Origin of the sequence: Jiangella mangrovi (assembly GCF_014204975.1) — a bacterium.
GTDB lineage: Bacteria > Actinomycetota > Actinomycetes > Jiangellales > Jiangellaceae > Jiangella > Jiangella mangrovi.
This window is the reverse complement of the sequence record NZ_JACHMM010000001.1, coordinates 3,627,232-3,652,678: the sequence shown is the minus strand read 5'-3', so window position 1 is coordinate 3,652,678 and position 25,447 is coordinate 3,627,232. Positions and strand designations below refer to the sequence as shown.

General features: G+C 67.3%; 20 protein-coding genes and 1 pseudogene. 9 read left to right on the top strand and 12 right to left on the bottom strand.

The window, feature by feature from the left end; all coding sequences use genetic code 11:
• Positions 1 to 481: 481 nt before the first annotated feature.
• Positions 482 to 3,973 (top strand): SIR2 family protein, encoded by a 3,492-nt coding sequence (locus HD601_RS16860; RefSeq protein WP_184823706.1) that lies wholly within the window; start codon positions 482 to 484, stop codon positions 3,971 to 3,973.
• A 488-nt stretch (positions 3,974 to 4,461) separates the two neighbouring features.
• Here the strand turns inward: HD601_RS16860 and HD601_RS16855 are convergent, their stop codons facing one another.
• From HD601_RS16855 to HD601_RS16845, 3 genes are all read right to left on the bottom strand, one after another.
• Positions 4,462 to 6,576, bottom strand: coding sequence for a DEAD/DEAH box helicase (locus HD601_RS16855; protein WP_184823703.1), 2,115 nt, complete (start codon positions 6,574 to 6,576; stop codon positions 4,462 to 4,464).
• A complete protein-coding gene (locus HD601_RS16850) occupies positions 6,573 to 7,361 on the bottom strand; it encodes a Hachiman antiphage defense system protein HamA (protein ID WP_184823701.1) in 789 nt (262 codons plus the stop codon). Before HD601_RS16850 ends, HD601_RS16855 begins: the two co-directional genes overlap by 4 nt.
• A 1,086-nt stretch (positions 7,362 to 8,447) precedes the next feature.
• The gene (locus HD601_RS16845) at positions 8,448 to 9,440 is read right to left on the bottom strand and encodes a hypothetical protein (protein ID WP_246400373.1); all 993 of its coding nucleotides are present in this window, start codon (positions 9,438 to 9,440) and stop codon (positions 8,448 to 8,450) included.
• A 135-nt stretch (positions 9,441 to 9,575) separates the two neighbouring features.
• Here HD601_RS16845 and HD601_RS16840 point away from each other — a divergent pair, with 135 nt between their 5' ends.
• Positions 9,576 to 9,971, top strand: coding sequence for an arsenate-mycothiol transferase ArsC (locus tag HD601_RS16840; protein ID WP_343076418.1), 396 nt, complete (start codon positions 9,576 to 9,578; stop codon positions 9,969 to 9,971).
• 30 nt (positions 9,972 to 10,001) lie between these two features.
• Complete coding sequence (locus HD601_RS16835; protein WP_184823695.1) at positions 10,002 to 10,655, top strand: arsenate reductase/protein-tyrosine-phosphatase family protein; 654 nt, start codon at positions 10,002 to 10,004, stop codon at positions 10,653 to 10,655.
• A gap of 25 nt (positions 10,656 to 10,680) precedes the next feature.
• Here HD601_RS16835 and HD601_RS16830 read toward each other — a convergent pair whose 3' ends face one another.
• Complete coding sequence (locus tag HD601_RS16830; RefSeq protein ID WP_184823693.1) at positions 10,681 to 11,619, bottom strand: HNH endonuclease; 939 nt, start codon at positions 11,617 to 11,619, stop codon at positions 10,681 to 10,683.
• Positions 11,620 to 11,696: 77 nt separating this feature from the next.
• Here HD601_RS16830 and HD601_RS16825 point away from each other — a divergent pair.
• Positions 11,697 to 12,047, top strand: a pseudogene (locus HD601_RS16825) (GNAT family N-acetyltransferase); the annotation flags it as partial.
• A 181-nt stretch (positions 12,048 to 12,228) separates the two neighbouring features.
• Here the strand turns inward: HD601_RS16825 and HD601_RS16820 are convergent.
• A complete protein-coding gene (locus HD601_RS16820) occupies positions 12,229 to 12,810 on the bottom strand; it encodes a TQO small subunit DoxD (protein ID WP_184823689.1) in 582 nt (193 codons plus the stop codon).
• A 174-nt stretch (positions 12,811 to 12,984) separates the two neighbouring features.
• Between HD601_RS16820 and HD601_RS16815 the strand changes: the two genes are divergently transcribed.
• A complete protein-coding gene (locus HD601_RS16815; RefSeq protein WP_343076417.1) occupies positions 12,985 to 13,668 on the top strand; it encodes a response regulator in 684 nt (227 codons plus the stop codon).
• Here HD601_RS16815 and HD601_RS16810 read toward each other — a convergent pair.
• From HD601_RS16810 to HD601_RS16800, 3 genes are all read right to left on the bottom strand, one after another.
• Positions 13,662 to 15,359: a sensor histidine kinase gene (locus tag HD601_RS16810; RefSeq protein ID WP_184823687.1), complete on the bottom strand. Its 1,698-nt coding sequence runs from the start codon at positions 15,357 to 15,359 to the stop codon at positions 13,662 to 13,664. The two genes, HD601_RS16815 and HD601_RS16810, sit on opposite strands and share 7 nt — an antisense overlap.
• 89 nt (positions 15,360 to 15,448) lie before the next feature.
• Positions 15,449 to 16,234, bottom strand: a complete 786-nt coding sequence (locus tag HD601_RS16805; protein ID WP_184823685.1) for a universal stress protein — start codon at positions 16,232 to 16,234, stop codon at positions 15,449 to 15,451.
• Positions 16,231 to 16,443 carry a DUF1918 domain-containing protein gene (locus tag HD601_RS16800; protein ID WP_184823683.1) on the bottom strand — a complete coding sequence of 71 codons (213 nt, stop codon included), beginning with the start codon at positions 16,441 to 16,443 and terminating at the stop codon, positions 16,231 to 16,233. Before HD601_RS16800 ends, HD601_RS16805 begins: the two co-directional genes overlap by 4 nt.
• A 124-nt stretch (positions 16,444 to 16,567) precedes the next feature.
• Here HD601_RS16800 and HD601_RS16795 point away from each other — a divergent pair, with 124 nt between their 5' ends.
• The 4 genes from HD601_RS16795 (at position 16,568) to HD601_RS16780 (ending at position 22,625) form a co-directional block, all read left to right on the top strand.
• Positions 16,568 to 18,940, top strand: a complete 2,373-nt coding sequence (locus HD601_RS16795; RefSeq protein WP_184823681.1) for a glycoside hydrolase family 65 protein — start codon at positions 16,568 to 16,570, stop codon at positions 18,938 to 18,940.
• A 17-nt stretch (positions 18,941 to 18,957) separates the two neighbouring features.
• Positions 18,958 to 21,783, top strand: coding sequence for an HAD-IC family P-type ATPase (locus HD601_RS16790; protein WP_184829983.1), 2,826 nt, complete (start codon positions 18,958 to 18,960; stop codon positions 21,781 to 21,783).
• Positions 21,784 to 21,787: 4 nt separating this feature from the next.
• Entirely contained in the window at positions 21,788 to 22,213 is a 426-nt protein-coding gene (locus tag HD601_RS16785; RefSeq protein WP_184823679.1) for an Hsp20/alpha crystallin family protein, read from the top strand.
• 211 nt (positions 22,214 to 22,424) lie between these two features.
• Complete coding sequence (locus HD601_RS16780; protein WP_184823677.1) at positions 22,425 to 22,625, top strand: DUF7455 domain-containing protein; 201 nt, start codon at positions 22,425 to 22,427, stop codon at positions 22,623 to 22,625.
• 11 nt (positions 22,626 to 22,636) lie between these two features.
• Here the strand turns inward: HD601_RS16780 and HD601_RS16775 are convergent, their stop codons facing one another.
• From HD601_RS16775 to HD601_RS16760, 4 genes are all read right to left on the bottom strand, one after another.
• On the bottom strand, positions 22,637 to 23,323 hold the full coding sequence (locus HD601_RS16775) for a hypothetical protein (protein WP_184823676.1): 687 nt from the start codon (positions 23,321 to 23,323) through the stop codon (positions 22,637 to 22,639).
• A 51-nt stretch (positions 23,324 to 23,374) separates the two neighbouring features.
• Positions 23,375 to 23,629, bottom strand: coding sequence for a hypothetical protein (locus HD601_RS16770; protein ID WP_184823674.1), 255 nt, complete (start codon positions 23,627 to 23,629; stop codon positions 23,375 to 23,377).
• An 8-nt stretch (positions 23,630 to 23,637) separates the two neighbouring features.
• Positions 23,638 to 23,823 (bottom strand): hypothetical protein, encoded by a 186-nt coding sequence (locus tag HD601_RS34845; RefSeq protein WP_343076416.1) that lies wholly within the window; start codon positions 23,821 to 23,823, stop codon positions 23,638 to 23,640.
• 112 nt (positions 23,824 to 23,935) lie between these two features.
• Positions 23,936 to 25,402, bottom strand: a complete 1,467-nt coding sequence (locus HD601_RS16760) for a DUF4389 domain-containing protein (protein ID WP_184823670.1) — start codon at positions 25,400 to 25,402, stop codon at positions 23,936 to 23,938.
• Between the last annotated feature and the right edge of the window lie 45 nt (positions 25,403 to 25,447).

Genomic DNA, 25,447 nt, shown 5'->3' with positions numbered 1-25,447 from the left:
TTCGCTGGTGAGGAGGGGAATCGGGGGCTGACCTGGGTGGGCGATACTGGGATCGAACCAGTGACCTCTTCGGTGTGAACGACGAACCCACATGCCAATGACCTCGCTGGATCCGCATCACCGCAGTTCAGGGGCACAGTACAACCCGCCCTAGCCCCGTCTGACCCAGCCTTGCAAGCAAGATCGTCACACATATCGCACACGATCATGGTCGTTCCTCTTGCTGCACAGACGGGATCAGATAACCCACGGTGCCGCCTGAGAGTCGATGACTCGCTGACCGACACGGTCACCTGGATATGCGGGAGGAGCGCATCTCGCAGAACGACAGCAGCTTGGGCACGTGTGGACACGCGACGGCCGTAGAAGCGTACGCCGTCGCTACGGCGACCGTTCGGCGTGCCCGCGAGCGGGGCCGGTTTCGCCGACACGAGCCGTCCTCGCGTACCGCCGCTCGTAACTCACCCGCGATACTGGCGCCATGTGGATACGCGAGGTCGATGTCCCCTCTGACCTCATCGATGCCGCGCGAGCCGGCCGGCTGGTGATCTTTGTCGGAGCGGGCGCTTCCCGAGACGAGCCAGCAGGGCTTCCCGACTTTCGCACCCTCATCAAGCAGATCGGTGCCTCGGTCAGCGACCAGCCCAACGATGACGATCTACGGCATCCTGACGTGTACCTGGGTCGCTTGGCGGACAAGGGGATCGATGTCCATCGCCTGGTGGCACATGCGATCAACCAACCCGCTTCGCAGCCGAACGGCCTGCATCAGGCGATCGTGAAGCTGGCCACCGTCCATCCATCTCCACGGATCGTCACCACCAACTATGACCTCCACCTCACGACAGCGGCGCAAGCCGAGGGCCTGGATCTCGCCGTGTACGAGGCGCCCGCCCTTCCGGTCGGTGACGACTTCGAAGGAATCATCCATCTCCACGGTTCGCTCGATCAGGAACCACGTCGGCTCGTGGCGACCGATAAGGACTTCGGCAGGGCGTACCTGCTTGACGCTTGGGCAGCGCGCTTCCTCGAGCGGATGTTTGCGGCATTCACCGTCCTCTTCATCGGCTACAGCCACGGCGACGTCGTCATGCAGTACCTGGCACGATCACTCGGTCCATCGGGCAAAAGGTTCGTGTGCACGAGCGACGGGGACGATCCAGCCTGGCGCCAATACGGACTCACGCCGGTCTCCTATCCGGCGGAGGGCGGAAGCCACGCAGCATTGCCCGCATGTCTGGCACGTTGGGCCGAGCTGACGGCGATGGGTCAAACCCAACACCGCGCCCGGATCGCTGACCTCGTCGCCACCGAACCCCCGACTATCCCTGAAGAAGTGTCGTACCTCGACGAAGTGCTCGAGCACCCCGAGCGGATCAGGTACTTCACCGAGAAGGCTCACGGGGCGACCTGGTTTCGCTGGGTCGCTGAGCGGCCGGCCTTCCGGGCGCTGTTCGACCGCGAACGGGCCGGGAATGAGTCAGCACGCACTCTGATGGCATGGGTCGCTGACCGCTACATGCTAGATGAGTCCACCTCCCCGCTCGCCCTGCTGGCGATGCGTGACCAGCCGTGGCCGCCGGCAACGTGGCAGACGATCGTGCACCGGCTCTTCGCTTACGACGGCGAGATGCGCTCCTGGCTCTCACCCTGGATGGTCCTCGCCCTCCAGAATGCTCCGAGTCCCCGCGACGATCTGCTCGATATGCTGCTCGCGGAATCCAGCTGGGGTGACAACCTCGGTCTGGCGCTCACGCTCCTCGAGGATCGCACTCGACCGGTGCTGAAGTCGGCGCTCAGCTTCGTGGACGCCGACACCGCACGGTTCGAGGTCGACCTTCCCGGCAGTGAGCACTGGCTGTCAGAAGCGTGGTCCAAGGTGTTCGCGCCGATGCTCGATCAGCACCTCGCGCCGATCATGGCCTCGATTGACGAGCAAATGGCACGCGTGTACCGCCTGCTCCGAAGCCTGCCCGACGACTCCGGCTTTGATCCAATCAGCTTCCGGCGATCAGCCATCGAACCGCACGAGCAGGACTCGTATCGCGAACCGATCGACGTGCTGATCGACGCGGCGCGCGACTGCATAGAGCATGCGCTCGTGCACGAAATCGATCTAGCGGTTCGCTGCGTCGACGCCTGGGCGGCTCGCGGTGAGGCACTGTTTCGTCGGCTGGCCGTCCACGCCTGGCGGGTGCGAGTGGATCGGTCAGCGGACGAGAAGCTCAGCTGGCTCGAGGCCCGAGATTGGCTCTGGGAGATCCGCTTGCAGCATGAGGTCTACCTTCTCCTGCGAGAGGAGCTCCCCGGGGCGAGTGATGAGATCGCGCAGGCGTTCGTCGATGCGGCTATCGCCGGTCCCCCTGCCGATGGTGACGATGAAGTCTCGCCTTACCGCTCCTACAACCTTCTGGCCTGGCTTGCACAATCCGCGCCGGACCGGCCCAACATCGCCCAGGCATTCAGCGACTACCAGGTGGCCCATCCCGACTTTGAGCCTCGGGAGCATCCGGACCTAAACAGCTACATGATCTCAGGATTCGTCGAAAACGCGCCGCCGTTGTCTGCCGATGAACTGCACGCACGGATCGTTGAAGACCCGGTCGCTGCGGTCGCGGCGCTCCGCCAGTTCCAAACCGACTCGCTCACCCTCAGCGGACCGACCTGGACTGGCGCGTTGCGCTCCCTCCAGGCATGTGTCTCCGCCCATCCCAATGACGGACTCGTGGTGGCCGAAGTCCTGCAGCCCGCCGACGGCGAACTGCGCAGCGCGATCATCGAGGGGTGGGACACCGCAGACCTGGACGAGCAGACGATCATTGACGTCCTCACGGTGATCGACGGCTGGGACCGGGACGAGATCCGCCGCGCGGCGACCAAGATGCTCTCAAACGGGGGCACACAGACGAATCCGACCCCCTGGCACCAGTCTCCCCGCGCTCGGGAGACTGCGAGAAGACTCTGGCCGAATGAGCCAGAAACGAGCACGCTCAGTGGCGCCGACGACCTCTTGACGGAGGCGATCAACCATCCAGCCGGCGACCTCGCCGAGTTCTGGACGAAGGTTGTCCAGTGGGCATGGACCCAGGCCGGGGACTCCTGGCAAGGTCTGCCCAGCGAACTCGTCACCGAACTCGATCTGATGATCGTCGCTGAGGGTCGCAACGGACTCCTCGCGCGCACGTTCCTGGCCTCGCAGCTGCACTTTTATTTCGCAGCCGACCCGACCTGGGCGACGTCCCGGCTACTTCCGCTCTTCGAGTGGGGCCGCGACGAGGAGATGGCCCGAGGTGCGTGGCAGGGGTTCTTGTCGTGGGGCCGACCTAACGATGGACTGCTCACCGCCGGTCTCCTCGACGCCTACGTGGAGACATGTCGTCACCATGATGCGCTCGGGTCACAGCTCCGGCATCAGTTGAGCGCCCACCTCGCAACAATCGCAATGCAGGCAGCCGCTGACCCGCTGGATTGGCTTCCCCGCTTCGTGGTCACGGCCCCCGAGGAGCTGCGCCTGTCCTGGGCTGACCAGGTCGGCCACATCCTTGAGGAACTCAATCCCGACCAGGCGGCAGCGCAGTGGGAACGCTGGATCCGGACCTATTGGGCACGTCGCGTCCAGTCGACGCCATTGCCGCTTGCCCGGGCCGAAGCTTCGACGATGGCACGCTGGTTGATCGGTCTGGCGAGCTCGCGCGGCGAGGCCGTCACGCTTCTCGTCCAGACACCCGCCGGACTGTCCCAACACAGCGGCCTTCTACACCGCATCCATGAGCTCGATCTCACCGCCGACGCGACCAACTGGGCCACCGCCATCACCCATCTACTCCGAGGCACACACGGACCCAACTGGTCGGCCGCGCACTACCTCCAGGACATCGTGAAGCAACTACGAGCCGCCAACCCCGCCCCCGACCTCTCCGAACTCATCAACCAGGCGATGCGGCTCGGCGTGACCTCAGCCGCCGACTGGTGAACACCGATGGACCAGGGCGGCCGAGCTGCAGGCCGACACGATGATGCGATCGAAGCAATGACATCTGCGGTGCGAGCGACGCGGATAATCAGTTGGCCGGTAGACGCCTTCGGGCCGGAGCCCATCCGATGGCTGTCATGGCAGGAGTCAGCTGTCCGTGATCGGGGCATCGACCTCATCGCCTCACGAGTGGGAGGGTTTGCACGAGCGCCCGGCTACACCATTTGGCACCTTGAACCGCCATCGTCCCTCGGATTCATGAACGTCGCCGTGTGGTTGAATCGCGGAGGACGAGCTAGCGGAGGTGGCACATCCGTTGTCCTCCGTCGCCGACCTCACTTCACTGGTTCGGAGCCCGCGCTCAGAATAGAAGACCGACCACCCAGCGGGGATACGCTCGAGGACATAGCCCTCGAACGGCATCCCGCCACTGAGCGGGATACGTCGGGGTCGAAACCAGTCCCGACTGAAGGTTCGCGATGTGTTTGCTAGAGCCCGGCGCGTGCTTCCTCGAACATCTCGAGTTCGAACGGAGTCAGGTCGGCTGGCGCACGCATCGAGCGCAACCGATCAAGAATGTCATCCAGCGACGTCGCGCTGCGGATTCCGAGACTTGCTTCGATCTTCATCGTAAGTGGCACTGGTATGCCGTACTCCTCAAGCACGGAGGCGAAAGGCGACAAGAACAGGTTCTCTACCTGGCCGGCGAAAACCGAGGTGTCCGAGCTGGGCATTCCCGATCGGCGAAGAACGTCCGAGGCGATGCTACCGAGCGTCGTCAGTGCAGCGGGAATCTTGAACTGCGCCCAATTTCGCAGAAAGTCGAGTGTATCCTCGACTGCTTCATCCGGCTCCGACCCGAAACGGCTGATCTGGTTTTCAATGAGGGCCTGCGTGTCGCCGCGATTCCGACGCAGGATGTTGAGTCTACCGCCGAGCTGGTCCGGCGTCTTGACCGCGGGTCCGGCACCAGTGAGCTTGAACAGCAAATGGGATGCTGCTCTTACATCTGATGCCTCAGGCATGGGCGTCCTCCAGGACAGAACACGCGCCCAGCGTGCGGGATCGCTGTCCAACTCCCGACCGACGTCGAGTTGCCTCTCCAGCGACACCCCCTTGTTCTTACGGAGAGTTTCGACAGATACGACGCGCTGCTGCACGTATGGCCGAAGCCGTTCCCTACTCGCCGGGCTCAACTCCTCCTCGGGTAGCTGTATCAAGACCTCTGGACTCGCTTCTTCACTCTGACTCAGCACGGGAACATCAACTTCCAGGTCCGCAGCGCTCGGAGCCGGATTGAATACGATCACGCGGCCTACGAAGTGCCGAAGCATACGACCCGAGCGCCCACGTATATTGCTGAAGGTAAAGTAATCGTACTTCTTGTTCGCGATCTTGTTGTCCAGGATGACGACGTTCTTCGCGGCGGTGTTGACACCCTCGATGAGCGTGCTGGTAACGATCAGATAAGGAAGCCTTCCCTCGTCGAAGAGCCTCACCATGTGATGCCCGAGCGCCCGAGGCAGCCGGCCGTGATGGATGCCGATCCCGTGCCGTACCGCACGTGGGACGGTCCACTCGGGATGGTATGTGTCGGCTATCCAGTCTGCGGCGTAGCCGACGTCGCGCCCGCCTCCGACACCACGATGGAGTAGCCAGTTCGCTACGACGCGGGTGCGTTTGGGCGAGCTGCAGAAGATCAGCGTGCCGGGGCCGACCTCGCGACACGCAGCAGCAAGGTCGTCCGGCAGGGTCTCCTTTCGGCTGTGGATACGTTCGATGTCGGTGGCCACGGTCGAGAAGCCGGTACTGACGAAGGTTGCCCTCAGCCGCTCCAGACTTGCCCCAGTCATAGCAGTGATGTTGGGACCGAGCAGGTAGAACTGCGCACCGGTCTCTAGCAAGCGCCAGAGCAGAATGTTCAGCTGGGCCGAACGCTCATCACTGTGTGAGGGGTCCAGCTTATAGAACTCGTCCACGACGAAAAAATCCAGCTCGCTGGGTACGCCCATCTCGAGCATCCGCTCCTGGGTCATGACCCACAGATTGCGCTGGCCGCGGTCCTGTGTGCCGTGCGTAATGATCTTGTACCTGTCGCGCAGGTGCGCCAGGCGCCGACGCGTTTCGTCCATGAGTGCCAGCGTTGGAACAATGACAGCGGCGTTGGAGAAATCGCGGGCAGCCAGCACGGCATCGATCACCAGGCTCTTGCCAAAGCTGGTCGGCGCGGACAACACGACGTTCTGACCGTCGAGAAGTCGCTCGTAGACCATCGCCTGCTCGGAGTGAAAAACGAGATCCTCACGAAAGGTCCAGCCGACAGGACGATGTGCCTCGTAGGCCAAGCGGTCCGCCAGTGGCAAGCCGACCACGTCGCTCAGATACGGGAAGAGCCCGTACTCGCGAACAAGGGCTTGCAGGAGCCCACGGGCATCGGCAGGGAACTCATCCCAGCGGTCCAGCGCCCGGATCACGAGATCACGCGCGTCATGGCGGTCGACGAATGCACCATGCCGCCCGATTGCAGCGAGTGCGTCGAAGGCCTTATCCGCCGCAAATCCATCGCGTCGCGCAATCACGGCCCTCGCCGCGTCGTAGCTCATTGCCACTTCTGCAACTCCGCCTTCAGCGCCTGTTCGAACGCAGTCTTATCCGCGAGAGGCACGAGGAACAGTCGGACCTCCGCTGGGATGCGACCGTCGAGCCTATCGTTGAGCGTGCGCCAAATCTGTCGAACTTCCGCTTCCAACGCAGTTTCATATTCTGGGCACACTCTGGAGTGGGCCAAGGTGCTCCCGCTGTCGTACGTGAGCAGGATCGGAACGACCACTCTCGCGAACACTTCATCGAGCGAGGAGTGCGGGTGCATCAGGCGGCGAAGTTCGCCCGCATGCGGATGGTCGTCGTCAATCTTGCTCGAAACCAGGGCGAATTCTGAGCGGAGGTAATCTGCTTCGAGGTGACCGCCGAGATCTGCGATAACGGCATGAATTGCTTGGTCAATCCGCCGATAGAACTTCGCCTCACCCAGCCAGAGCTCTAATCCCCGAGGCGTGTGCACTGAATGGACGCCATCGAAGCCCTTATAGGTGTCGTTGTTTGCGGTCTTAAACCACACCTTGTTGATGACAGTATCACTGCCGAAGAATTGGCGACATAAGGCATGTAGTAGAATCTCACCTGGCACGCCACGGTCGCCGCCATTCCCGAAGGTTGCCCGCATAGCGCGCTTGGTCAGCTCCAGGGCGCGCCCGGCCGACAGGTGTACGCGCTCATGCCGCCTCAGTGCGTAGTCGAGCACCCATTCCAACACATGATTGGCGAGCTCCACTGCCCGCCATCGCCCGAGTTCATAGTCTACGGTCGCGCCGAGAATCGGCGGCCTCACGCGCTCATCCTGAACTCGCGCCGTCAACAACGCAACCGGAAGGTCCAGCGGGTCTGGTCGGCAAGGACATGGGTCGCGTTCCTGCCAAGCCGCATACGTCATCAGTAGTCACCCCCTCCGCCTTGGGCCGATTACAGTGTGCAAGTAATTGTGGGGGAATGCAATGTACAAGGGCGAACGGCGCGAAGGCGTTCTAAGGGATGAACTCGTCGAGTCGAACGCGTGATCGATTAACTGCTTCTGACGCCCGTTCATCCGCAAGTGTGCTCATGTCCGCGACGCGCCGGGATCCGCCAGGGCTCCGGTACTCGCCGGAAAGCCGGGGCCAGCGGAGCCACAAGGCGTCGGTCAGCTGGCCGAGGAGCCACTACCTTGTCCATCCGCTGCTCGGCCCGAGAATGCCGATTCCCTGCGGAACGGGTCACCGGGACAACCGACGGCATCGTCGACTCACCCGCGAGATGCCACGGCGCCCGCAATACCGGGAGGACAACCCATGGCAGCGGAGCAGACCGGGCGAACCATGCCAAAACCGGCAGCTTGTCGTCGGCACTCCGATAGTCCCAGGTGAACATCACGACTGCCACATTTGCCCCCTCGCAACGCCATGTGTGGAGGGCCGCGCGTGCCTCTGGAGGGCCGGACGGCCTTCGACAGGCAAGCGCCCGACCTCGCTCCCCTCCTGCCTCGACACGTGCCTCCTGAGTTGGGGCAATCCCGCGGAGAGCGGATACCGAAGGCATCCAAGTCGTTATGGAGTGCGTGCCAGGAACTCTTGCCAGCCGGGATCAGGGAGGTGAACCGGCCCGGGATGTCCGGAGACTTGTACCCACGTCCTCACCCTCGCTTATCGTCGCCAGCGGGGAAGCTCGCCGCCACCCTCACCTGGTCACTGTGGCTCGTCACCACCACTGAACGCACACCGTTTCCCGTCGACCTCCAGATCTACGACCCGCTGCGCGCCGGGTCCACGTGGTGCTTCCCAGACCGGCGAGCTGCTCGGCGGGCCACCATGCCGACGAAAGCCGACACGCCTTGGAACGCACGGGAGCGTGGCTGGGGTCGTTGCCCTCGACGGTAGCCCCACTACCGCATGAGCCAGGAGACACGCGTCTCGCTTCCACTGACCGTGGGAGTGCTGTCGATCGGTTCTCGACGCATCGCCGTGCGTACGTGGATCGCCCGGCTCGCACCCGTGACGCCGAGCTGAATCTCTAGGTCCAGCCTCCTCTCGGCGATCCAGTCCGAGTACGCCTCGGCGCCGAGCTCATCCTGGAGCGTGAGGCTGATTCGACCGCTTCCTGGTGCCGTGATGAGGAGGCCGTCCTTGGTCGCACTGACGCCAGGCCGGGGGTCTGGCGGCGGTTGATCGGTCCCCCACCACGCCCCGCTCCACGCCTTGAGGCGGAGTTGTGCGTCCACCCCTGCGCCGCGAACAATCCCGGACATGACGTGATTCGGCATCATCGCCGTTCGATCTGACAGGTGCTCCACAAACAGTTCAATGTGACCGGACCAGTCGATGGTTGGCTCACGACCTGTCCGTTCCGTCATCGCCACCGAGCACTCGGCGCTCAGGATTACCGTGGCCGGCAGGTCGACGGTGGGGGCGAGCATGCGCAGTAGTTCGGCCCGCTTCGCACTGCGCGTGCCCGTGCCGGAACGGTAGGGCACCTCGTGGATCGAAGATCCGGCGGTCTTGACGACATAGGGCGCGCGGTCGGTCTCGAATGTGAGCACCGCGACCTGGTCTCCGCTTGCCAGCGTCACGTTGAAGTGATGGAGCAGGGCCGGCGCCCCGCCGTCGAACTGCTTCTCGAGCTGAGCGAGCCAGTCGCTGACCTCAACTCCCGACGGTGTCGTCAGAGTCTGTCTCTTCTCGTCGACGCCGATGATCCAGTTGATCGGGTCGGGCGTAGCCCTGTTCGCCATCCCGGCGAGCTGGCGGGCCTTCTGTATCGGATCCGGCCAGGCCGACTTGCACTCGATGAGGTCGTCCTCGACCGCGCCGGACGCGAGTACCCTCGCGACGGCCTCGTGGACCTTGACCTCGACCTGCTGCTTCGTCGGCGGCGGCATGCCAACCATCATGGCCTTGACCTCGGCCAGGGTCCGTTCGACACGACGGGCGTGTCGTCAGTCGGATATCCGGACAGCGACCGCGGGGGCGCATCCGAGCCACCCGCTGCGCCCGGCGCCAGCGTGGCAAGCGCCGTGGGCCGGGCACACCGGGTCGTGTTCGTGTGCACCGCCAACTCCGCCCGCTCCCAGCTGGCGGCCGCTCTGTGGAAGCGCGCCAGCACCATCCCCGCCACGTCCGCCGGCACCCACCCGGCCGACCGCGTCGACTCGGGTGCGCTCGCCGCCGCCCGACGGCACGACCTGCGGATGCGGCCGGCCCGCCCCCGCAGGTTGGCCGACATCGCCGCCGACGACGACTTCGTCATCACCGTCTGCGACCACGCCCACGAGGAACTCGGTGACCTCGGCGGGCTGCACTGGTCCATCCCGGATCCCGTGCGAGCCGGAACCGACGAGGCGTTCGACGCCACCGTCACCGCGCTCGCCGACCGCGTGGGCGGTCTCGCCCCGCGCCTCGCCCCCTCCTGAGGGAGCACAGCCTGAAGGGAGCACCCCGCCGTGTCGAACACCTACGAACGCGCACCGCTCAGCCTCGATCAGCAGGTCGCGCTCACCACCGCCGCCACCCGGTTGTCCGGCGACTTCGCCGGGACCTTCGGCACCGAGACGATCGAGCGGTTCCTGCACACGTCCTACGACCAATTCGCCGGCCGCGCCGTCGTGGCCAACTTCCTCCCGCTGCTCGCCGAACGCTTCGCCCGTCAGCGCCTCACCGCCCTCGCCCGCATCGAAGGCCGCAGCGACGACGGCCGCCCCACCGTCCTGTTCCTGTGCGTGCACAACGCCGGCCGCTCCCAGATGGCTCTCGGCTTCTTCCAGCACCACGCCGGCGACGACGCCATCGCCTGGTCCGGCGGCTCCGAACCCGGCGAGCAGGTCAACCCGATGGCCATCGCCGCCATGGCCGAACGCGACATCGACATCTCCGCCGAGTACCCCAAGCCCTGGACCGACGAGATCGTCCGCGCCGCCGACGTCGTCGTCACCATGGGCTGCGGCGACGCCTGCCCCGTCTTCCCCGGCAAGCGCTACGAGGACTGGACCCTCGACGACCCGGCCGGCCAGGGCCTCGAGGCCGTCCGGCCCATCCGCGACGAGATCGAACGCCGCGTTCTCGGCCTCCTCGACCGACTGAACGTGCGCCGGGGCTGACCCTCGAGCGGAGCGCCGACAACGGTCAGGCGAATTCCTCGGGCGTGAGGGCGGGCATTGGAGCTACCGGCTCCGGAATCGGGCCGCCCCGTCGATCGCGCAAGGGGTCGACATCAGGAAATGGCCATTCCACCAGGATCGTCCCAGCCAGCGAGATCAGGAACCGTGGTTTGTCAACGCCATCGGTGCGCATGAGCGCCAGCGGCTTGCCATTGGCGGGCTGTCCTGTGCGGTAGGCGCGAATTGCTTCGGCTCGAGGCCCGAGCTGGACGTCACGTCGCGATCTTGCGTCGCGTGTCGCTACCAACTCCGCCCTGATCTCGGCGGTGCTGGCCGTCATCGGCACTCCGCCGACATGGAGACATGCCGCCAGGAACGCATTCTTAAGCAGGCCGGTCTTGTACTGTGCACGCGCCGGGAGTGCCAAGTGCATGGTTACCCCGCCCTCGACGAGGGCACTGCCGAGCCTGTTCTCTGGGTTCGACGGGCGTTCTTGGACTTGGAACCACTCGCCGTCGGGCGTCTGAAGATTCAGCACGCGTGAGTGGCCGAACGGTCGCGGGTCTCCGTCTTGGGAGTAGAACGTGTAGACGGCATCATCGAACCAGTCCTGCAGGGCCGATTCCGTTCGTGAGCCCAGCTTGTTGTTACATGGGCTACAGGTGTTCGCCATCACGATCCCGCCGAGCGGCTTCGGCGGCACGTGTTCTCGGCTATCAGCCTCACCATCGAAACAGATCGGGCAGTAGGGAAAGGCTCCAGCTCCGATTTCGCAGATGAACTGGGCGATACCTAGATCATCAGACAGGAGCGCACGAAGTCTTGCCTCCACAATGCTCCCGTCCTGGCGGGTGATGGCCATCTCTGCGATCTTGGGTAGACCACGACCACCCGTGACTGTGTTGCGACCCGTCACGCGGCTGATCTGGGCCGCGAACGGGTCGCCCGGTTCGTCGATCTCCACCCCTCGATTGTCGCCCTCGCGGGCACGATCAGCGCCGGGACACGCCCAGGCTGCCGACGGCGCTGATCATGCCGATACTCCCCGGACACCGCTGGGTCGCCGAGATCGACGACAAGATCGTCGGCTGGACCGCCGTCTCCCCCGTCTCCGACCGCGACTGCTATCGCGGCGTCGGCGAGACCTCCGTCTACGTCGACTCCGAATTTCGCGGCCGCGGCGTCGGCAAGGCCCTGCTGCGCCAGCAGGTCACCTCGGCCGACAAGGACGACATCTGGACCCTCCAGACCTCGATCTTCACCGAGAACCGCGCCAGCCTCTCGCTGCGCTACCAGGCGGGCTACCGCACCGTCGGCATCCGCGAACGCATCGCGCAACGCGACGGCGCCTGGCACGACACCGTCCTCCTCGAACGCCGCCACACGGTCTGACTCCGGACAGGACCTACTAGTCGGCGCGGAGGCTTCTCGCGGTACGCGCCGTTCTCAGCACGCCAAGCGTTCACGGCTTTCGAAGCGCCACGGCAGGTACCAGTCCGCGGAAGCGGCGGGTTGCTTACATGACGACGTGCCGACCCCATGATCGGGGCCGGCACGTTCAGCTGTTGCCGGATCAGATGAGCCAGCGGTTCTTCTGCACGAACGGGATCCGCTCCCAGTAGCGGCCCAGCCCGAGGTACCGGCCCGAGAACGTCAGCGCCAGCACCACGATCATGAGCGCCTCGGTGATGTGCTCGTCCATGAACGGGTTGTTGTCGAGCGGTAGCGAGGCCAGGTACATCATGCCGAGCATCAGCACGCCGGCGACGGCGGCGACGCGCATGCCGATGCCGAGGATCAGCGCGAGGCCGATGCCGAGCAGGCCGACCATGAAGATCCAGTCGACCCACGCGTTTCCCGCGAGGTTGGTGAAGAAGTCCTTGAACGGGCCCTCGACGCCGGACAGGAACCCGGTGGTGGGGCTGCCGCCGTCGATCCAGGCGTTCTCACTCGGGGTGGCGTAGCCGAGACCGAACGTCTTGTCGAGGAACGCCCACAGGAAGGTCCAGCCGAGCGCGAACCGCAGGGCGGCGAGCACGTACTGGAGCGCAACGGGACGAACGTCGGGGTTGTCGGTGCCGGTGGTGGTCACCGTAGCGGTGCTCGCGGGCCGGAAGTTCCGGACCGGCACATCGTGGCTGCTGGACGTGGTCATCGTCCCTGCCCTTTCTGGAAGTTCGCCGGTCTGTCCGGCGGTTGGTTCCAGTCCACCGCTCCGGGCCGGTCCGGCGCTGCTGGCCTTGGTCGCCGGCCCACGGGACCTTGGTCATCCGCGCTCGGGACCGTCTGCTCACAACGCGGTGAAGGACACGGCAGTACGGTCGTGGTCGTGAGTACAGAATCGACTTCGGCCGGCCCCGCCAAGGCCATCACGGTGTTCCTGCTCGACGACCACGAGGTGGTCCGCCGCGGTGTCGCGGCCCTGCTCGAGACCGAGCCCGACATCGAGGTCATCGGCGAGGCGAGCACTGCAGGACAGGCCATGGCCCGCATCCCCGCCCTCCGGCCCGACGTCGCGATCCTCGACGTCCGGCTGCCCGACGGCGACGGCGTCACCGTCTGCCGCGAGATGCGCTCCCAGCTGCCGAACCTGCAGTGCCTCATGCTCACGTCCTACGCCGACGACGACGCGCTCTTCGACGCCGTCATGGCCGGCGCCGCCGGCTACGTGCTCAAGCAGGTGCACGGCACCGACCTCATCGGCGCCGTCCGGGCACTCGCCGCCGGCCAGTCGCTGCTCGACCCCGCCAGCACCGCCCGCATGCTGGCCCGCCTGCGCGACCGCACGTCCAAAGCCGATCCTCTGGGCGCACTGACCGGCCAGGAACGGCGCATCCTCGACCTCATCGGCGAGGGCCTGACGAACCGGCAGATCGGCGAGCGCATGTTCCTCGCCGAGAAGACGATCAAGAATTACGTCTCCAACATGCTGGCCAAGCTCAACATGCACCGTCGGACTCAGGCCGCGGTCCTCTCGGCCCAGCTCAAGGCCGAGCATCATCGGGACTACTGAAGCGGCACCTGCCAGCGCACGACCGTTCCGCCACCCTCACGAGGCACAGCCTCGAATGTCCCTCCCAGCGCCTCGGCCCGTTGCGTGAGGTTCGCCAGGCCGCTGTGCCGGCGCTCCGACGGCAGGCCCACGCCGTCGTCGCCCACCTGGAGCGTCGCGGCCCCGTCTGCGACCGCGACGATCACATCGACGCGCCGCGCCTTCGCATGCCGGACCACGTTGGACAGCGCTTCCTGCAGCACGGGCACCAGTTGTTCGCCGACGTCGTCGGGGACCGCGTTCTCCAGTTCGCCGACCAGCTGCAGGCTCGGGGCGAAGCCGAGCTGTTCGCGGGCCGACTCCACGACGCTCACCAGGCGACCGCGCAGCGACTCGGCGACGTCCTCTCGGCGCGAGTGCAGCGCGAAGATCGTCGAGCGGATCTGCCGGATCGTCGCGTCCAGGTCATCGACGGTCCGCTCGACCCGGCTCGCCAGGTCCGGGTTGTCGACCAGGCGAGCGACCGCCGTCAGGCTCATCGCGCTGGCGAACAGCTGCTGGACGACCACGTCGTGCAGGTCGCGGGCGATCCGCTCGCGGTCGTCGACCAGCCCGTGCTCCTCGGCCTCCTTGCGCGCGTCGGCCAGCTCGAGCCCGACGGCGGCCTGGCTCGCGAACGCGTGCAGCATGCGCACCGCCGGCCCGACGAAGGGCGCCTCACCCCGCCGCTTGACGAGCACCAGCACGCCACGCATCGATGCCGACGCACCGAGCGGCACCAGCAGCGCCGGGCCGCCGGGCAACCGGTCGAGCAGGGGCGACGGCTCGGCGCCCTGCCGGATCTCGTTGACCGCGCGTGGTTCCGCCGACGTGAGCACCGATTCCGTCAGCGTGCCGGTCGCCGCGAACTCGAACTCCACCAGGGACGCCGCCCCCTCGCCGTCGGCGGCAGCTACCCGCATGAGCCGCCCTGTCTTGTCCGGCACGACGACCACGCCTGTGTGAGCGGACGCCATCTCACGAGCATGGCGGGCGATCAGCTGGAGCGCTTCGCCGAGCTCGGTGCCCGAGAGCAGTGCCTGCGTGACCTCGGCGGACGCGTCGAGCCAGGTCTCGCGCCGGCGGGTGGCGTCGTAGAGGCGGGCGTTCTCGATGGCGATGCCGGCTGCCGTCGCCAGCGCCTTGACGATGATCTCGTCCTGCTCGTCGAACTCACGGCGGTTCTTCTTCTCCGTCAAGTAGAGATTGCCGAACACTTCGTCGCGGACCCTGATCGGGACGCCGAGAAAACTGTGCATCGGAGGGTGCCCCTCGGGGAACCCGTACGACTCCGAGTGACTGGAGATCTCCTCCAGCCGTAGCGTCTCCGGCTCCTTGATCAACAGGCCGAGCAGCCCTCGCCCGTGCGGCCAATGCGCGATCTTGGCGATCTCCTCCTCGGAGATTCCGACCGGGATGAACTGCGCCAGCTGGCCGTCGTCGCCGATCACGCCCAATGCGCCATAACGACAATCGACCAGGTCGATGGCCGCAGCGACGATGCGCCGCAGGGCCGTCTCGAGCTCCAACTCTCGCCCGATCGACACCACCGCCTCGAGCAGCGCGTGGACTCCGTCGCGTGCGGCGATGACCGCCTGCAGCCGCGATTGGACCTCACCCAGTAGCTCGTCCAGTGGCAGTTTCGGCAACAGTTGCTCGGACTCGGACACCATGTAGACCCCCTGCGACCCGCGGCGATCAGTCTCGCACCGGCCACGGGTGAAGTCGAGGAGCCGTTCAGCGGGGCGGGGTTCGGCGCCGCTCAGTGGACGACAGCGACCGGACCGTGCGCGTGCCGGAGTACGGCCTGGCTGACCGAGCCGAGAAGGACGCTCGCTACACCGGAATGCCCCCTCGATCCGACGACGGTGAGCGTGGCGGTCCGGGTTCGATCGATCAGCACGCCTGCCGGCTCTTGGTCGTTGCGCACCAGATGCAGGCGGACGGTCGAACCACGGACGGTGCCTGCGGCGACCAGCTCGTCGACGGTCGGCGACGTCGCGCCCCGGCCTTGCACGACGACGAGATCGGTGCGGCGAAGACGCGCCTCGACGAGGGCGAACTGCAGCGCCCTGGCCGCATGCGTCGATCCATCGACGCCGACGACGATGCCGCCGCGTTGAGTGCCCTCATCCTCGTAGCCGCGCACGACGACCGTAGGCGGTGCGGCGTGAGCTGCCACGGCTGAACTGACGGAGCCCATGACGGCGGCCAGGGGTGGCCGGCCGCGACTGCCCACGACGAGGAGTTCGGCATCGGCTGATTCCTTGAGCAGAACTCGGGTCGCCGGGCCTTGCGGGTGGATGCCGGAGAGCATGTCGTCGGGCACGCGGTCACGGGCGTAGTTCATCGCATCGAGATATCCACGCAAGCCCGGCGCCACGGTCCGCAGCCGACCGGTGCGAGCCGGCTCCGCAGGGTCGTCCTCCATACCCGTCGAAACGTGCACAATGCGAAGCGGCCGCCCGCGGAGCAGCGCCTCGTCGACGGCCCACCGAACGGCCAGCTGTCCGCCAGGGCCGTTGTCGACTCCGACGACGATGCTCACGACCCGGCCTTCGTCAGATGACGCCGGTAGTGATGGATCACAGCGTCGGGACCGGGGAAGATCAAGGTCAGCACGCCGGTGTCGGACCAGCGGACGACATAGGGTGGCTCGCCGCCGGCGCCCCGCACTTCCAGGATCTCGCCGTCGCGGCCGTGCTCGCCGAGAACAGGCCCCTTGAGCACGATGCGGTCTCCCACCTCTGCACGCATGGGGACACACCTCCTCTCCTCCGAGGTTCGCAAGTGAACGGCAGCGCTGGCAGGGCCGAATGTCCCGGCGCCCGGGCCCGTTGGCCCTGCCGCACCGCCCCACGGCCCGGCTAGCGTCGATGACGTGCTCCGGCGTGAACCCGTCGAGCTGCCCGAGCGAAGCTTTCCCCGCGACCCGTGGCGGCTGGTGGAAGCCCACTTCGATCCGCGCTACGTCGCGCGGACAGAGACCGTGTTCGCGCTCGCCAACGGCTATCTGGGAGTGCGCGGCACGCAGGACGAGGGCCGTCCGGTGTTCTCCCCCGGCACCTTCGTGAACGGCTTCCACGAGACCTGGCCCATCAGGCACGCCGAGGAGTCGCATGGACTCGCCCGCACCGGCCAGACGATCGTCAACGTCCCCGACCCGACGGCGCTGACCCTGTTCGTCGACGACGAACCGCTGGTGCTGAGCATCGCCCGCTTGCGCGAGTACGGCCGCGTCCTGGATCTGCGCTCGGGAACACTCACACGTGAGCTGCTCTGGTCGACGCCCGCCGGCAAGCACGTCAAGGTCCGCACGACCCGCCTGGTCTCCTTGCACGACCGCCACCTCATGGCCATCGACTACGAGGTCACTGTGCTCGATCACCCGGCGCCCGTGGTCGTCCGATCGCTGCTGGTGAACCATCAGGATCGTTCCCGCGCCGGCGGTGGGGCGGCGCGGGCGCCGGATCCACGGCTGGGCACGGTGTTCCCGCGCCGGGTGCTCGACTTGCGGACCCGGCGCGTCGACGGCGGCCGGTTCGTCCTCGGCTATCGCGCCGCCGAGAGCGGTATGACCCTGGGCGTCGGAGTGGATCACAGGGTCGAGGTCGCCGACGGGCACGACGTCACCAGCCTCGTGGACCCCGATCTGAGCGAGACCGTCGTCCGCGTCGACGCCGGCGCCGGGGTCCCGATCCGCGTGACGAAGTACGTCACGTACCACAGCTCCCGCAGCGCGGACACCGACGACCTCGCCGATCGCTGCGAACGGACACTGGACCGGGCCATGGCTGACGGGTTCGCCTTACTGGCCGCCCGGCAGCGCGCCGAGCTCGACCGCTTCTGGGATCGGGCCGACGTCGAGGTCGAGGAGCGCGACGCCAGCGACGGCGCCGGCTCCGCCGCGCTCCAGCAGGCCGTGCGGTGGAATCTCTTCCAGGTCGCGCAGGCCACGTGGCGAGCCGAGAGCGGCGGCGTGCCCGCCAAGGGGCTGACGTCGCCGGCGTACGAGGGGCACTACTTCTGGGACACCGAGATGTACGTCCTGCCGTTCCTCTGCTACACCCAGCCTCGCATCGCCCGGAACCTGCTCCGGTTCCGCCACGCCATGCTGCCGCAGGCCCGCCGCCGGGCAGCTGAGCTGGACCTGATGGGCGCGGCGTTCCCGTGGCGGACCATCAACGGCGAGGAGGCGTCGGCCTACTACGAGGCCGGCACGGCGCAGTTCCACCTCAACGCCGACATCGCCTACGCCCTGCGCCGCTACGTCGACGTCCGCGGCGATCCCGGCTTCCTCGCCGAAGCGGGCGCCGAACTCCTGATCGAGACGGCTCGCATGTGGGCCGATCTGGGCTTCTATGGTGACGACGGCCGGTTCCACATCCATGGCGTCACTGGTCCCGACGAATACACGACGGTGGTGAACGACAACACCTTCACCAACCTCATGGCGCGCGAGAACCTGCGCGACGCCGCGAGCGTGGTGGAGCGGATCCGCCGCGACGACCCCGCTGAGTACGCGACGCTGACCGACGCCGTCCGGCTGCGGCCAGAGGAGGCCGACATCTGGCGGCACGCGGCGGCCGCGATGGCCATCCCCTACGACGAGGCTCGCGGCATCCACCCGCAGGACGCCGCCTTCCTGGACCGCGAGGTGTGGGACCTGGACGCGACGCCCAAGGAGCGCTTCCCGCTACTGCTGCACTACCACCCGCTGGTCATCTACCGCCATCAGGTGGTGAAGCAAGCCGACGTCGTCCTGGCGATGTTCTTGTTGGGCGACGAATTCACGGACGAACAGAAGCGGCGCAACTTCGAGTACTACGAGCGGCTCACGACGGGCGACTCGTCGCTGTCGGCCTGCGTCCAGGCGATCGTCGCGGCGGAGATCGGCGAAGAGAAGGCCGCCCTCGACTACTTCCGGTACGCACTGCTCATGGACCTGGGTGATGTGGAGGGCAACGTGGCCGACGGCGTCCACATCGCGTCGGCGGCCGGCGTCTGGATGGCGCTGGCCTACGGCTTCGCCGGACTACGCGACCGCGGCGGCGAGCTCAGATTCAGTCCGCACCTGCCCACCGCCTGGGCTCGGCTGCGACTGCCGCTGCGCTTCCGCGACCGGCAGGTCGAGATCGTCCTCACTCATGACCGCGAGACCTACCGGCTCCTCGAGGGCGAGCCCCTCACCATCACCGTCCGCGGCCACCGCCACCAGCTGACGTCCACGGGGATGTTGCAGGTGTCGCCGTGACCCACTCGCGCCAGCCGGTGACCGCGAGGCCCAGCGCCAGCAGCGCGCGTAGCCCGCATCACGGGCTTCCAGTCCACGAGGTCGTCCTGCTACTGGACACGGATCCGCAGTACGGGCTCACGGCCGCTGAGGTGCGTCGGCGGCTGGACCGCTACGGTCCCAACGCGCTGCCGCCGGCCCGGCGGACCAGCGCAGCGGTGCGGCTGCTGCGCCAGCTGCATCATCCGCTCATCTACGTGCTGCTCGGCTCGGCGGTAGTCACGGGCCTGCTCGGTGAGTGGGTCGACTGCGGCGTGATCCTCGGCGTCGTCGCCCTGAACGCAGTGGTGGGCTTCATCCAGGAGTCCCAGGCCGAAGGCGCCCTCGAGGGTCTGCGGTCGATGGTGCGCACCCGTGCCCGGGTCGTGCGCGACGGCCGCGAACAAGTGGTCCCGTCCGACGACCTGGTGCCCGGGGACGTCGTCGTGCTCGATGCCGGTGACAAGATCCCGGCCGACGCCCGCCTCACCCGATCGGCCCGGCTCAGCATCGACGAATCCGCGCTGACTGGCGAGTCCGTGCCGGTGGATAAGGACGAGGTCGTGGTCCTGCCCGACCTGACGCCCGTGGCGGACCGGCACAACATGGCCTACTCCGGCACGCTGGTCATCGCCGGCAGCGGTGCCGGCGTGGTCGTAGCCACCGGGACGGGGACCGAGCTCGGCGAGATCCACCGACTGGTGGGGGCGGCAGACTCGCTGGACACGCCGCTGACGGTCAAACTGGCGTCATTCAGCAAGATCCTCACTGTCGCCATCCTCGCGCTGGCCGTCGTCACGTTCGCGATCGGGCTGCTGCGCGGCCAAGACCCGGTCGAGACCTTCACGGCCGCCATAGCCCTCGCCGTCGGCGCGATCCCCGAGGGGTTGCCGGCCGCGGTGACGATCACGCTGGCGATCGGCGTGTCGCGGATGGCGCGCCGGCGCGCGGTGATCCGTCGGCTACCCGCCGTCGAGACCCTGGGCAGTACGACCGTCATCTGCACCGACAAGACCGGGACGCTCACGCAGAACGAGATGACGGTGACCGCCGTCTGGACCCCGGCCGGCGAGTACGCGGTCACCGGCTCCGGCTACGAATCCGCCGGCACGGTGCTCGACGCCGCCGGCCACCCCGTCGACCTCCACGAGGACGGCGGCACCGTGGCGGCCCTGCGGTGGTCGCTGCTCGCCGGTGCCGCCTGCACCGACGCCTCCGTCCACCACGCCGACGGGCGATGGGGCATCGTCGGCGACCCGACCGAGGCCGCCATGGTGGTCGCCGCCGCGAAGGCCGGGCTGACCGCGGACCGCGTCGGGGCGGACTACCCGCGGCTGGCGACATTGCCGTTCAGCTCCGAGCTGCAGTACATGGCCACCCTCCACGAGGACACCGACACTCACGATCGAGTCATCCTGGCCAAGGGCGCCGCCGAGCGCATCCTCGACCTGTGCCACGCACAGCTCGGCGATGACGGCGACCTCGTCCCGCTGGACCGCGCGGTCGTCCACGCCGCGGCCGTCGACCTTGCCGGTCGTGGTCTGCGTGTGCTCGCGACCGCCATGGGCGTACTCGACGGGGCGACGGACCTCAGCGGCGACGGGTTGAGCGGCCGGTTGACGTTCACCGGCCTGCAGGCCATGCACGATCCGCCGCGCGAGGCCGCCGCGGCCGCCGTCCGGGCCTGCCGGAGCGCCGGTGTCGCCGTCAAGATGATCACCGGCGACCACGCTGCCACTGCCACCGCGATCGCCCACCGCACCGGCCTGCTCGACGACGACAACCCGCCGTCCGGTGCCGTGCTCACCGGAACCGACCTCGACACCATCCCACCCGACCGCTACGCCGACGCCGTCGACCGAGCCCACGTGTTCGCCCGCGTCTCCCCCGAACAGAAGCTCCGCCTCGTCGACGCCCTCCAAGACCGTGGCCACGTGGTCGCCATGACCGGCGACGGCGTCAACGACGCCCCCGCACTGCAGCAGGCCGACATCGGTGTCGCGATGGGTGCCAGCGGCACCGAGGTCGCCAAGGACGCCGCCGACATGGTGCTCACCGACGACGACTTCGCCACCATCAAAGCGGCCGTCGAGGAGGGCCGCGGCGTCTTCGACAACCTCACCAAGTTCATCGCGTGGACGCTGCCGACCAACATCGGCGAGGGCCTGGTCATCCTGGTCGCCATCGCGTTCGGCACCGCGCTGCCGATCCTGCCCACGCAAATCCTGTGGATCAACATGACCACCGCCGTCGCCCTCGGGCTCATGCTGGCGTTCGAGCCCAAGGAACCCGGCATCATGACCCGCCCGCCTCGCGACCCCGACCAGCCGCTGCTCACCAATGCCCTGATCGCACGCATGCTGCTCGTCTCGGCCCTGCTGGTCGGCGGCTCGTGGTGGCTGTTCGCCTGGGAACGGACCGACGGCGCCGGCCTCGCCGAAGCCCGCACCGCCGCGCTCAACCTCTTCGTCGTCGTCGCCGTGTTCTATCTGTTCAGCTGCCGCTCCCTGACTCGGTCGGCCTGGCGGATCGGGCTGTTCACCAACCGGTGGATCGTCGTCGGCGTCGCCGTCCAGCTCCTGGCACAGCTGGCCCTGACCTACCTGCCCACCATGAACGCCGTGTTCGGCACCGAGCCGATCGGCGCGGACACCTGGTTGCGCATCCTCGTCATCGCGACCCTCGCCACCACCGTGGTGGCCGTCGACAAACGCCTCCGCCGGGCACCCGCGCGCGGGCCCAAGGATGACCGGCGACGGGACCATCGCCCCTCGCCGCGAGGGTCCGGCGGCGATGGACTGGAGGTGCGAAGAGGGAGGAGGTGAGCAGATGAACGTCACCACCCGGCACGACCTCCGCCGCACAGTGCCCGACCTGATCGACTGGGTCGAGGACCTGCCGAACCTGTTCGCGCGGCCCGGCGCGGCTGACCTGCGGCCTTTCCGGCTGGAGGAGCACCTGGACGACGAGACGTACGTCCTCCGGGCCGAGCTCCCCGGCATGGACCCGGAGCAGGACATCGCGATCGAGGTCGTGGGCGACCAGCTGTCGATCCGTGCCGAACGCACCGATCGCCGGGAAGAGTCCGACCGGTCGGAGTTCCGCTACGGCCGGTTCCACCGCGTCGCCGTCCTGCCCAAGGGCGCCGACGGCACCAGGGCGACGGCCCGCTACGAGGCCGGGATCCTCGAGATCACGATCCCGATCGTCGAGTCGCCGCCCGAGTCTCGCACCGTTCCCATCACGAGAGGATGACCGCCACGATCGATTGACCACGACACTCCGTGTGCCTGCCCGTGCTCCCGTTCGGGCAGGCACACGCATGCTCGAGGTCGAAGGTCCCGCGTCACAGACGTCGCAGGTCCCGCCCACCGCCGACCTACGCACCTGAGAGCGCCGGCGGCAGTCAGCGAATACTGAAGTCACCCTCAGGCGCAGCACAATGCGGGACCCTCAGGAGACGATCATGACCACGACCTTCACCACCACCCAGGAACGCACACCGGTCCTCGTCGACCTTCAGCTCTGCGACCGCTGCGGCGTCCGCGCCCGTGTACGCGTCGTCCTTGCCGGCGCTGGCGAGCTGTATCTCTGTGGTCATCATGCTGGCGAGTTCCGTGACACCTTGGAGCGCGCCGGCGCCACACTCGAGGGCGTTGCCCTCTGAGGTCCGCAGGACTACTTCATGAGCCAGGAGACGCGCGTCTCGGTTCCCGCCGCTCCGGTCGATATAGTCGTCGGTTCGCGGCGCATCGCAGTCTTCATGTGGATCATTCGGCTCGTACCTGTGACAGCGAGCTGAATCTCCAGGTCCAGTGTCTCCTCCGTGATCCACTCGGGGAAGCCCCCGGCGTCGGGACTGTCCTGGGGCCTGAAGCTTATGCTGCCGCTGCCGGGTGCTGTGATGAGCAGTCCGTCCTTCGTCGAGCTGACGCCAGGCCGGGGATCCGGCGGCGGTGGCTCTGTCCCCCACCACGCCGAACTCGAAGCGGTGAGGTGGAGTTGCAGGTCTATTTCCCTGCCGCGAAGAATCCCCGACATCAGGTGGTTCGGGATCATGGCTGTCCGGTCTGTGAGGTGCTCCACGAAGAGTTCGACCTGACCCGAACAGTCGATTCTTGGCTCACGACCGGTCCACTCGACCAACGTCATCGAAGATCTGGCGCTGAGTACGGTCGTCGCCGGAAGGCTGATCGTCGGGGCGAGCATGCGGAGCAGCTCGGCTCTCCTCGCGCTACGCGTACCCGAGCCGGAGCGGTAGGGCACTTCGAGGGTTGGATCGCCCTTCGCCGACTTCACGAGGTACGGTGCGCGGTCGGTCTCGAAGGTGAGGACCGTGACCTGATCGCCGCTCTCCAGCGTCACGTTGAAGTGGTAGAGCAGCGCCGGTGCTGCGCCGTCGAACCGCTTCTCCAGTTAGGTGATCCAGTTGCTGACTTCGACCCCCGACGGCATCGTGACGGCTCGGGCCTTGTCGTCGACACCGATGATCCACGTGATGGGTTCGGGCGTCGCCCGGTTCGCCATACCGCCGAGTTGCCGCGCCTTCTGGACCGGGTCCGGCCACTCGGACTTGCACTCGACGAGGTCGTCCTCGACGGCGCCGGAGGCACGGACCCTCGCGACGGCTTCCAGGACCCTGACCTCGATCTGCTGCTTCGACGGCGGCATGGCGACCATCATGCAACGTCGAGCCGGTGCCTCCTGTGAACGACGTGCCGACGTTCACTCGGCGACGTCGACGGCGACTGCGGGACGGATTCGAGCCGCGCGCTGGGCCTACGGGAGGCCGGCCGCCGTCGAATGTCGTCGAGCCCAGACAGGTAGTCCAGCAGCGTGGTCTTGCCCGAACCGGAAGGACCCATGACAGCGACCAACTCGCCGTGGCCTACGGTCAGGCTCAGCCGTCCAGCGCCACGACCGACTGCTGGCCGGTCCGTCATACCTTCGTCAGCAGCGGCTCGGTGACGGCGGTCATCATGCAGCTCCCGCGGTTCGGTCCCGCCGGAGGGCGAGAGCGACGAGCAGCACGGCAAGCAGCAGGCCGACCACTCCGGCACCGATCACGACCAGTGCCGCCCAGGGCAGGACGGGCAGTTCCGCGGCCACGCGCGCGTCCAGGTCGACGCCGGCGCTGCCGTCGGCGTTCATCGCCACGACCAGCCACCGGCCGTCCTGCGGCTCGAAGGTCAGCGTCTGTTCGCCGGTCCCGCTGGCCGAGGCGACCCAGAAGTCCTGCGCCGCGGGTGCGGTGGCCGGCGCTCCGCCGGCGTGCGGGTCGTAGCCGACGTCGCCGCCCGAGACCCGGGTCACCTCGTCGTAGCCGAAGCCGTCCAGGTAGGCAGCGGCTTCAGAGGCCCGCGCGATGCCCACGAACACGTCTGCGTCGTTGGCGTCGAAGCGGATCTGCACGTCGCCGATCACGTCGCGCACCTGCAGCCAGTCGGGCACGTCGGTGTCGATCTCCAGTCCGGTGCCGACGATCGCGTACGCGTCGGTAGAGAAGCCGATCTCGGCGCTGGACAGGAAGCCGCCGGAATCGCGCTGCGTCTGGTCCAGCGCGAGCCCGGCGCCGCCGGCCGCGACGAGCCCGAACGAGCCGAGTCCGATCAGCGAGCCGAGCACCAGCGCCACGACCCGTCCCGCACCCATTGGCCGTGCCGGCGGCGCCGGCGACAGCGACGGCGTGGGTTGCGGTAGCGGGGGCGGCGGTACGGGCGCGGGCTCGACCGGGTGGACCGAGTGGACGTCGAACCGTCCTGTACCGACCTCGAGGACGGCCGGCTCACGCTCGCCCATGTCGAGGCGGAACGGCGGGTACTCGTCGGTCATCAGGGCCGCGTAGGCGACCACGCGGTAGACCCAGCGGTTCAGGCCCAGGACGAGGTCGAAGATGCCGCGCGGATAGCGGCCGGTGACGGCGAGCACGACCGCGGCGACGACGACCAGCAGGCCGATCAGGCCGGTGACCGGGCTTCCGACGACCCAGTTCCCCGCCTGCGAGCCGACGTACGTCGCGCCGCCGAGAAACAGGCCGATGACCAGGTAGTGCGGGATGGCCAGCAGCCACCACTTGACCAGCACGAGTCCGCGGGACAGCTGCCCGGGGTAGGCCACGTCGAGCCGGGCCGGATAGTCCGGCACGTCGGCGAGCGTGAACGGCGGGTAACGGGCGGTGCCGAGCGCGCCGTAGCTGTAGTAGGCCACACGCCACGACCACCGCAGCACGCCGACGTTGAAGTCGAACAATCGTGGCGGATACCGGCCCGTGACCAGGATCGCGACGAACGCGGTGACGCTCACCACGGCGAACGCCATCCACAAGAACGCGAGCACGACGTAATGCGGGATGGCCAGGAACCACTTCACCAGCCACAACCACCGCGACATACCCGAATCGAGCCGGCCCGCGAGACGGACCGGCGTGCCGGCGGCGACAGCCATCGGACTCATCCCCTTCGGATGCATGAGGTTCACCTCCCATCCAGT

Bases quoted from the DNA above. Each gene is read 5' to 3' on its own strand.
- HD601_RS16860 (WP_184823706.1), top strand. From the start codon at position 482: ATGTGGATACGCGAGGTCGATGTCCCCTCTGACCTCATCGATGCCGCG.
- HD601_RS16855 (WP_184823703.1), bottom strand. From the start codon at position 6,576: ATGAGCTACGACGCGGCGAGGGCCGTGATTGCGCGACGCGATGGATTT.
- HD601_RS16845 (WP_246400373.1), bottom strand. From the start codon at position 9,440: ATGCCGCCGCCGACGAAGCAGCAGGTCGAGGTCAAGGTCCACGAGGCC.
- HD601_RS16820 (WP_184823689.1), bottom strand. From the start codon at position 12,810: ATGACCACGTCCAGCAGCCACGATGTGCCGGTCCGGAACTTCCGGCCC.
- HD601_RS16810 (WP_184823687.1), bottom strand. From the start codon at position 15,359: ATGGTGTCCGAGTCCGAGCAACTGTTGCCGAAACTGCCACTGGACGAG.
- HD601_RS16800 (WP_184823683.1), bottom strand. From the start codon at position 16,443: ATGCGTGCAGAGGTGGGAGACCGCATCGTGCTCAAGGGGCCTGTTCTC.
- HD601_RS16785 (WP_184823679.1), top strand. From the start codon at position 21,788: ATGAACGTCACCACCCGGCACGACCTCCGCCGCACAGTGCCCGACCTG.
- HD601_RS16780 (WP_184823677.1), top strand. From the start codon at position 22,425: ATGACCACGACCTTCACCACCACCCAGGAACGCACACCGGTCCTCGTC.
- HD601_RS16770 (WP_184823674.1), bottom strand. From the start codon at position 23,629: ATGCCGCCGTCGAAGCAGCAGATCGAGGTCAGGGTCCTGGAAGCCGTC.
- HD601_RS34845 (WP_343076416.1), bottom strand. From the start codon at position 23,823: ATGGGTCCTTCCGGTTCGGGCAAGACCACGCTGCTGGACTACCTGTCT.
- HD601_RS16760 (WP_184823670.1), bottom strand. From the start codon at position 25,402: ATGGCTGTCGCCGCCGGCACGCCGGTCCGTCTCGCGGGCCGGCTCGAT.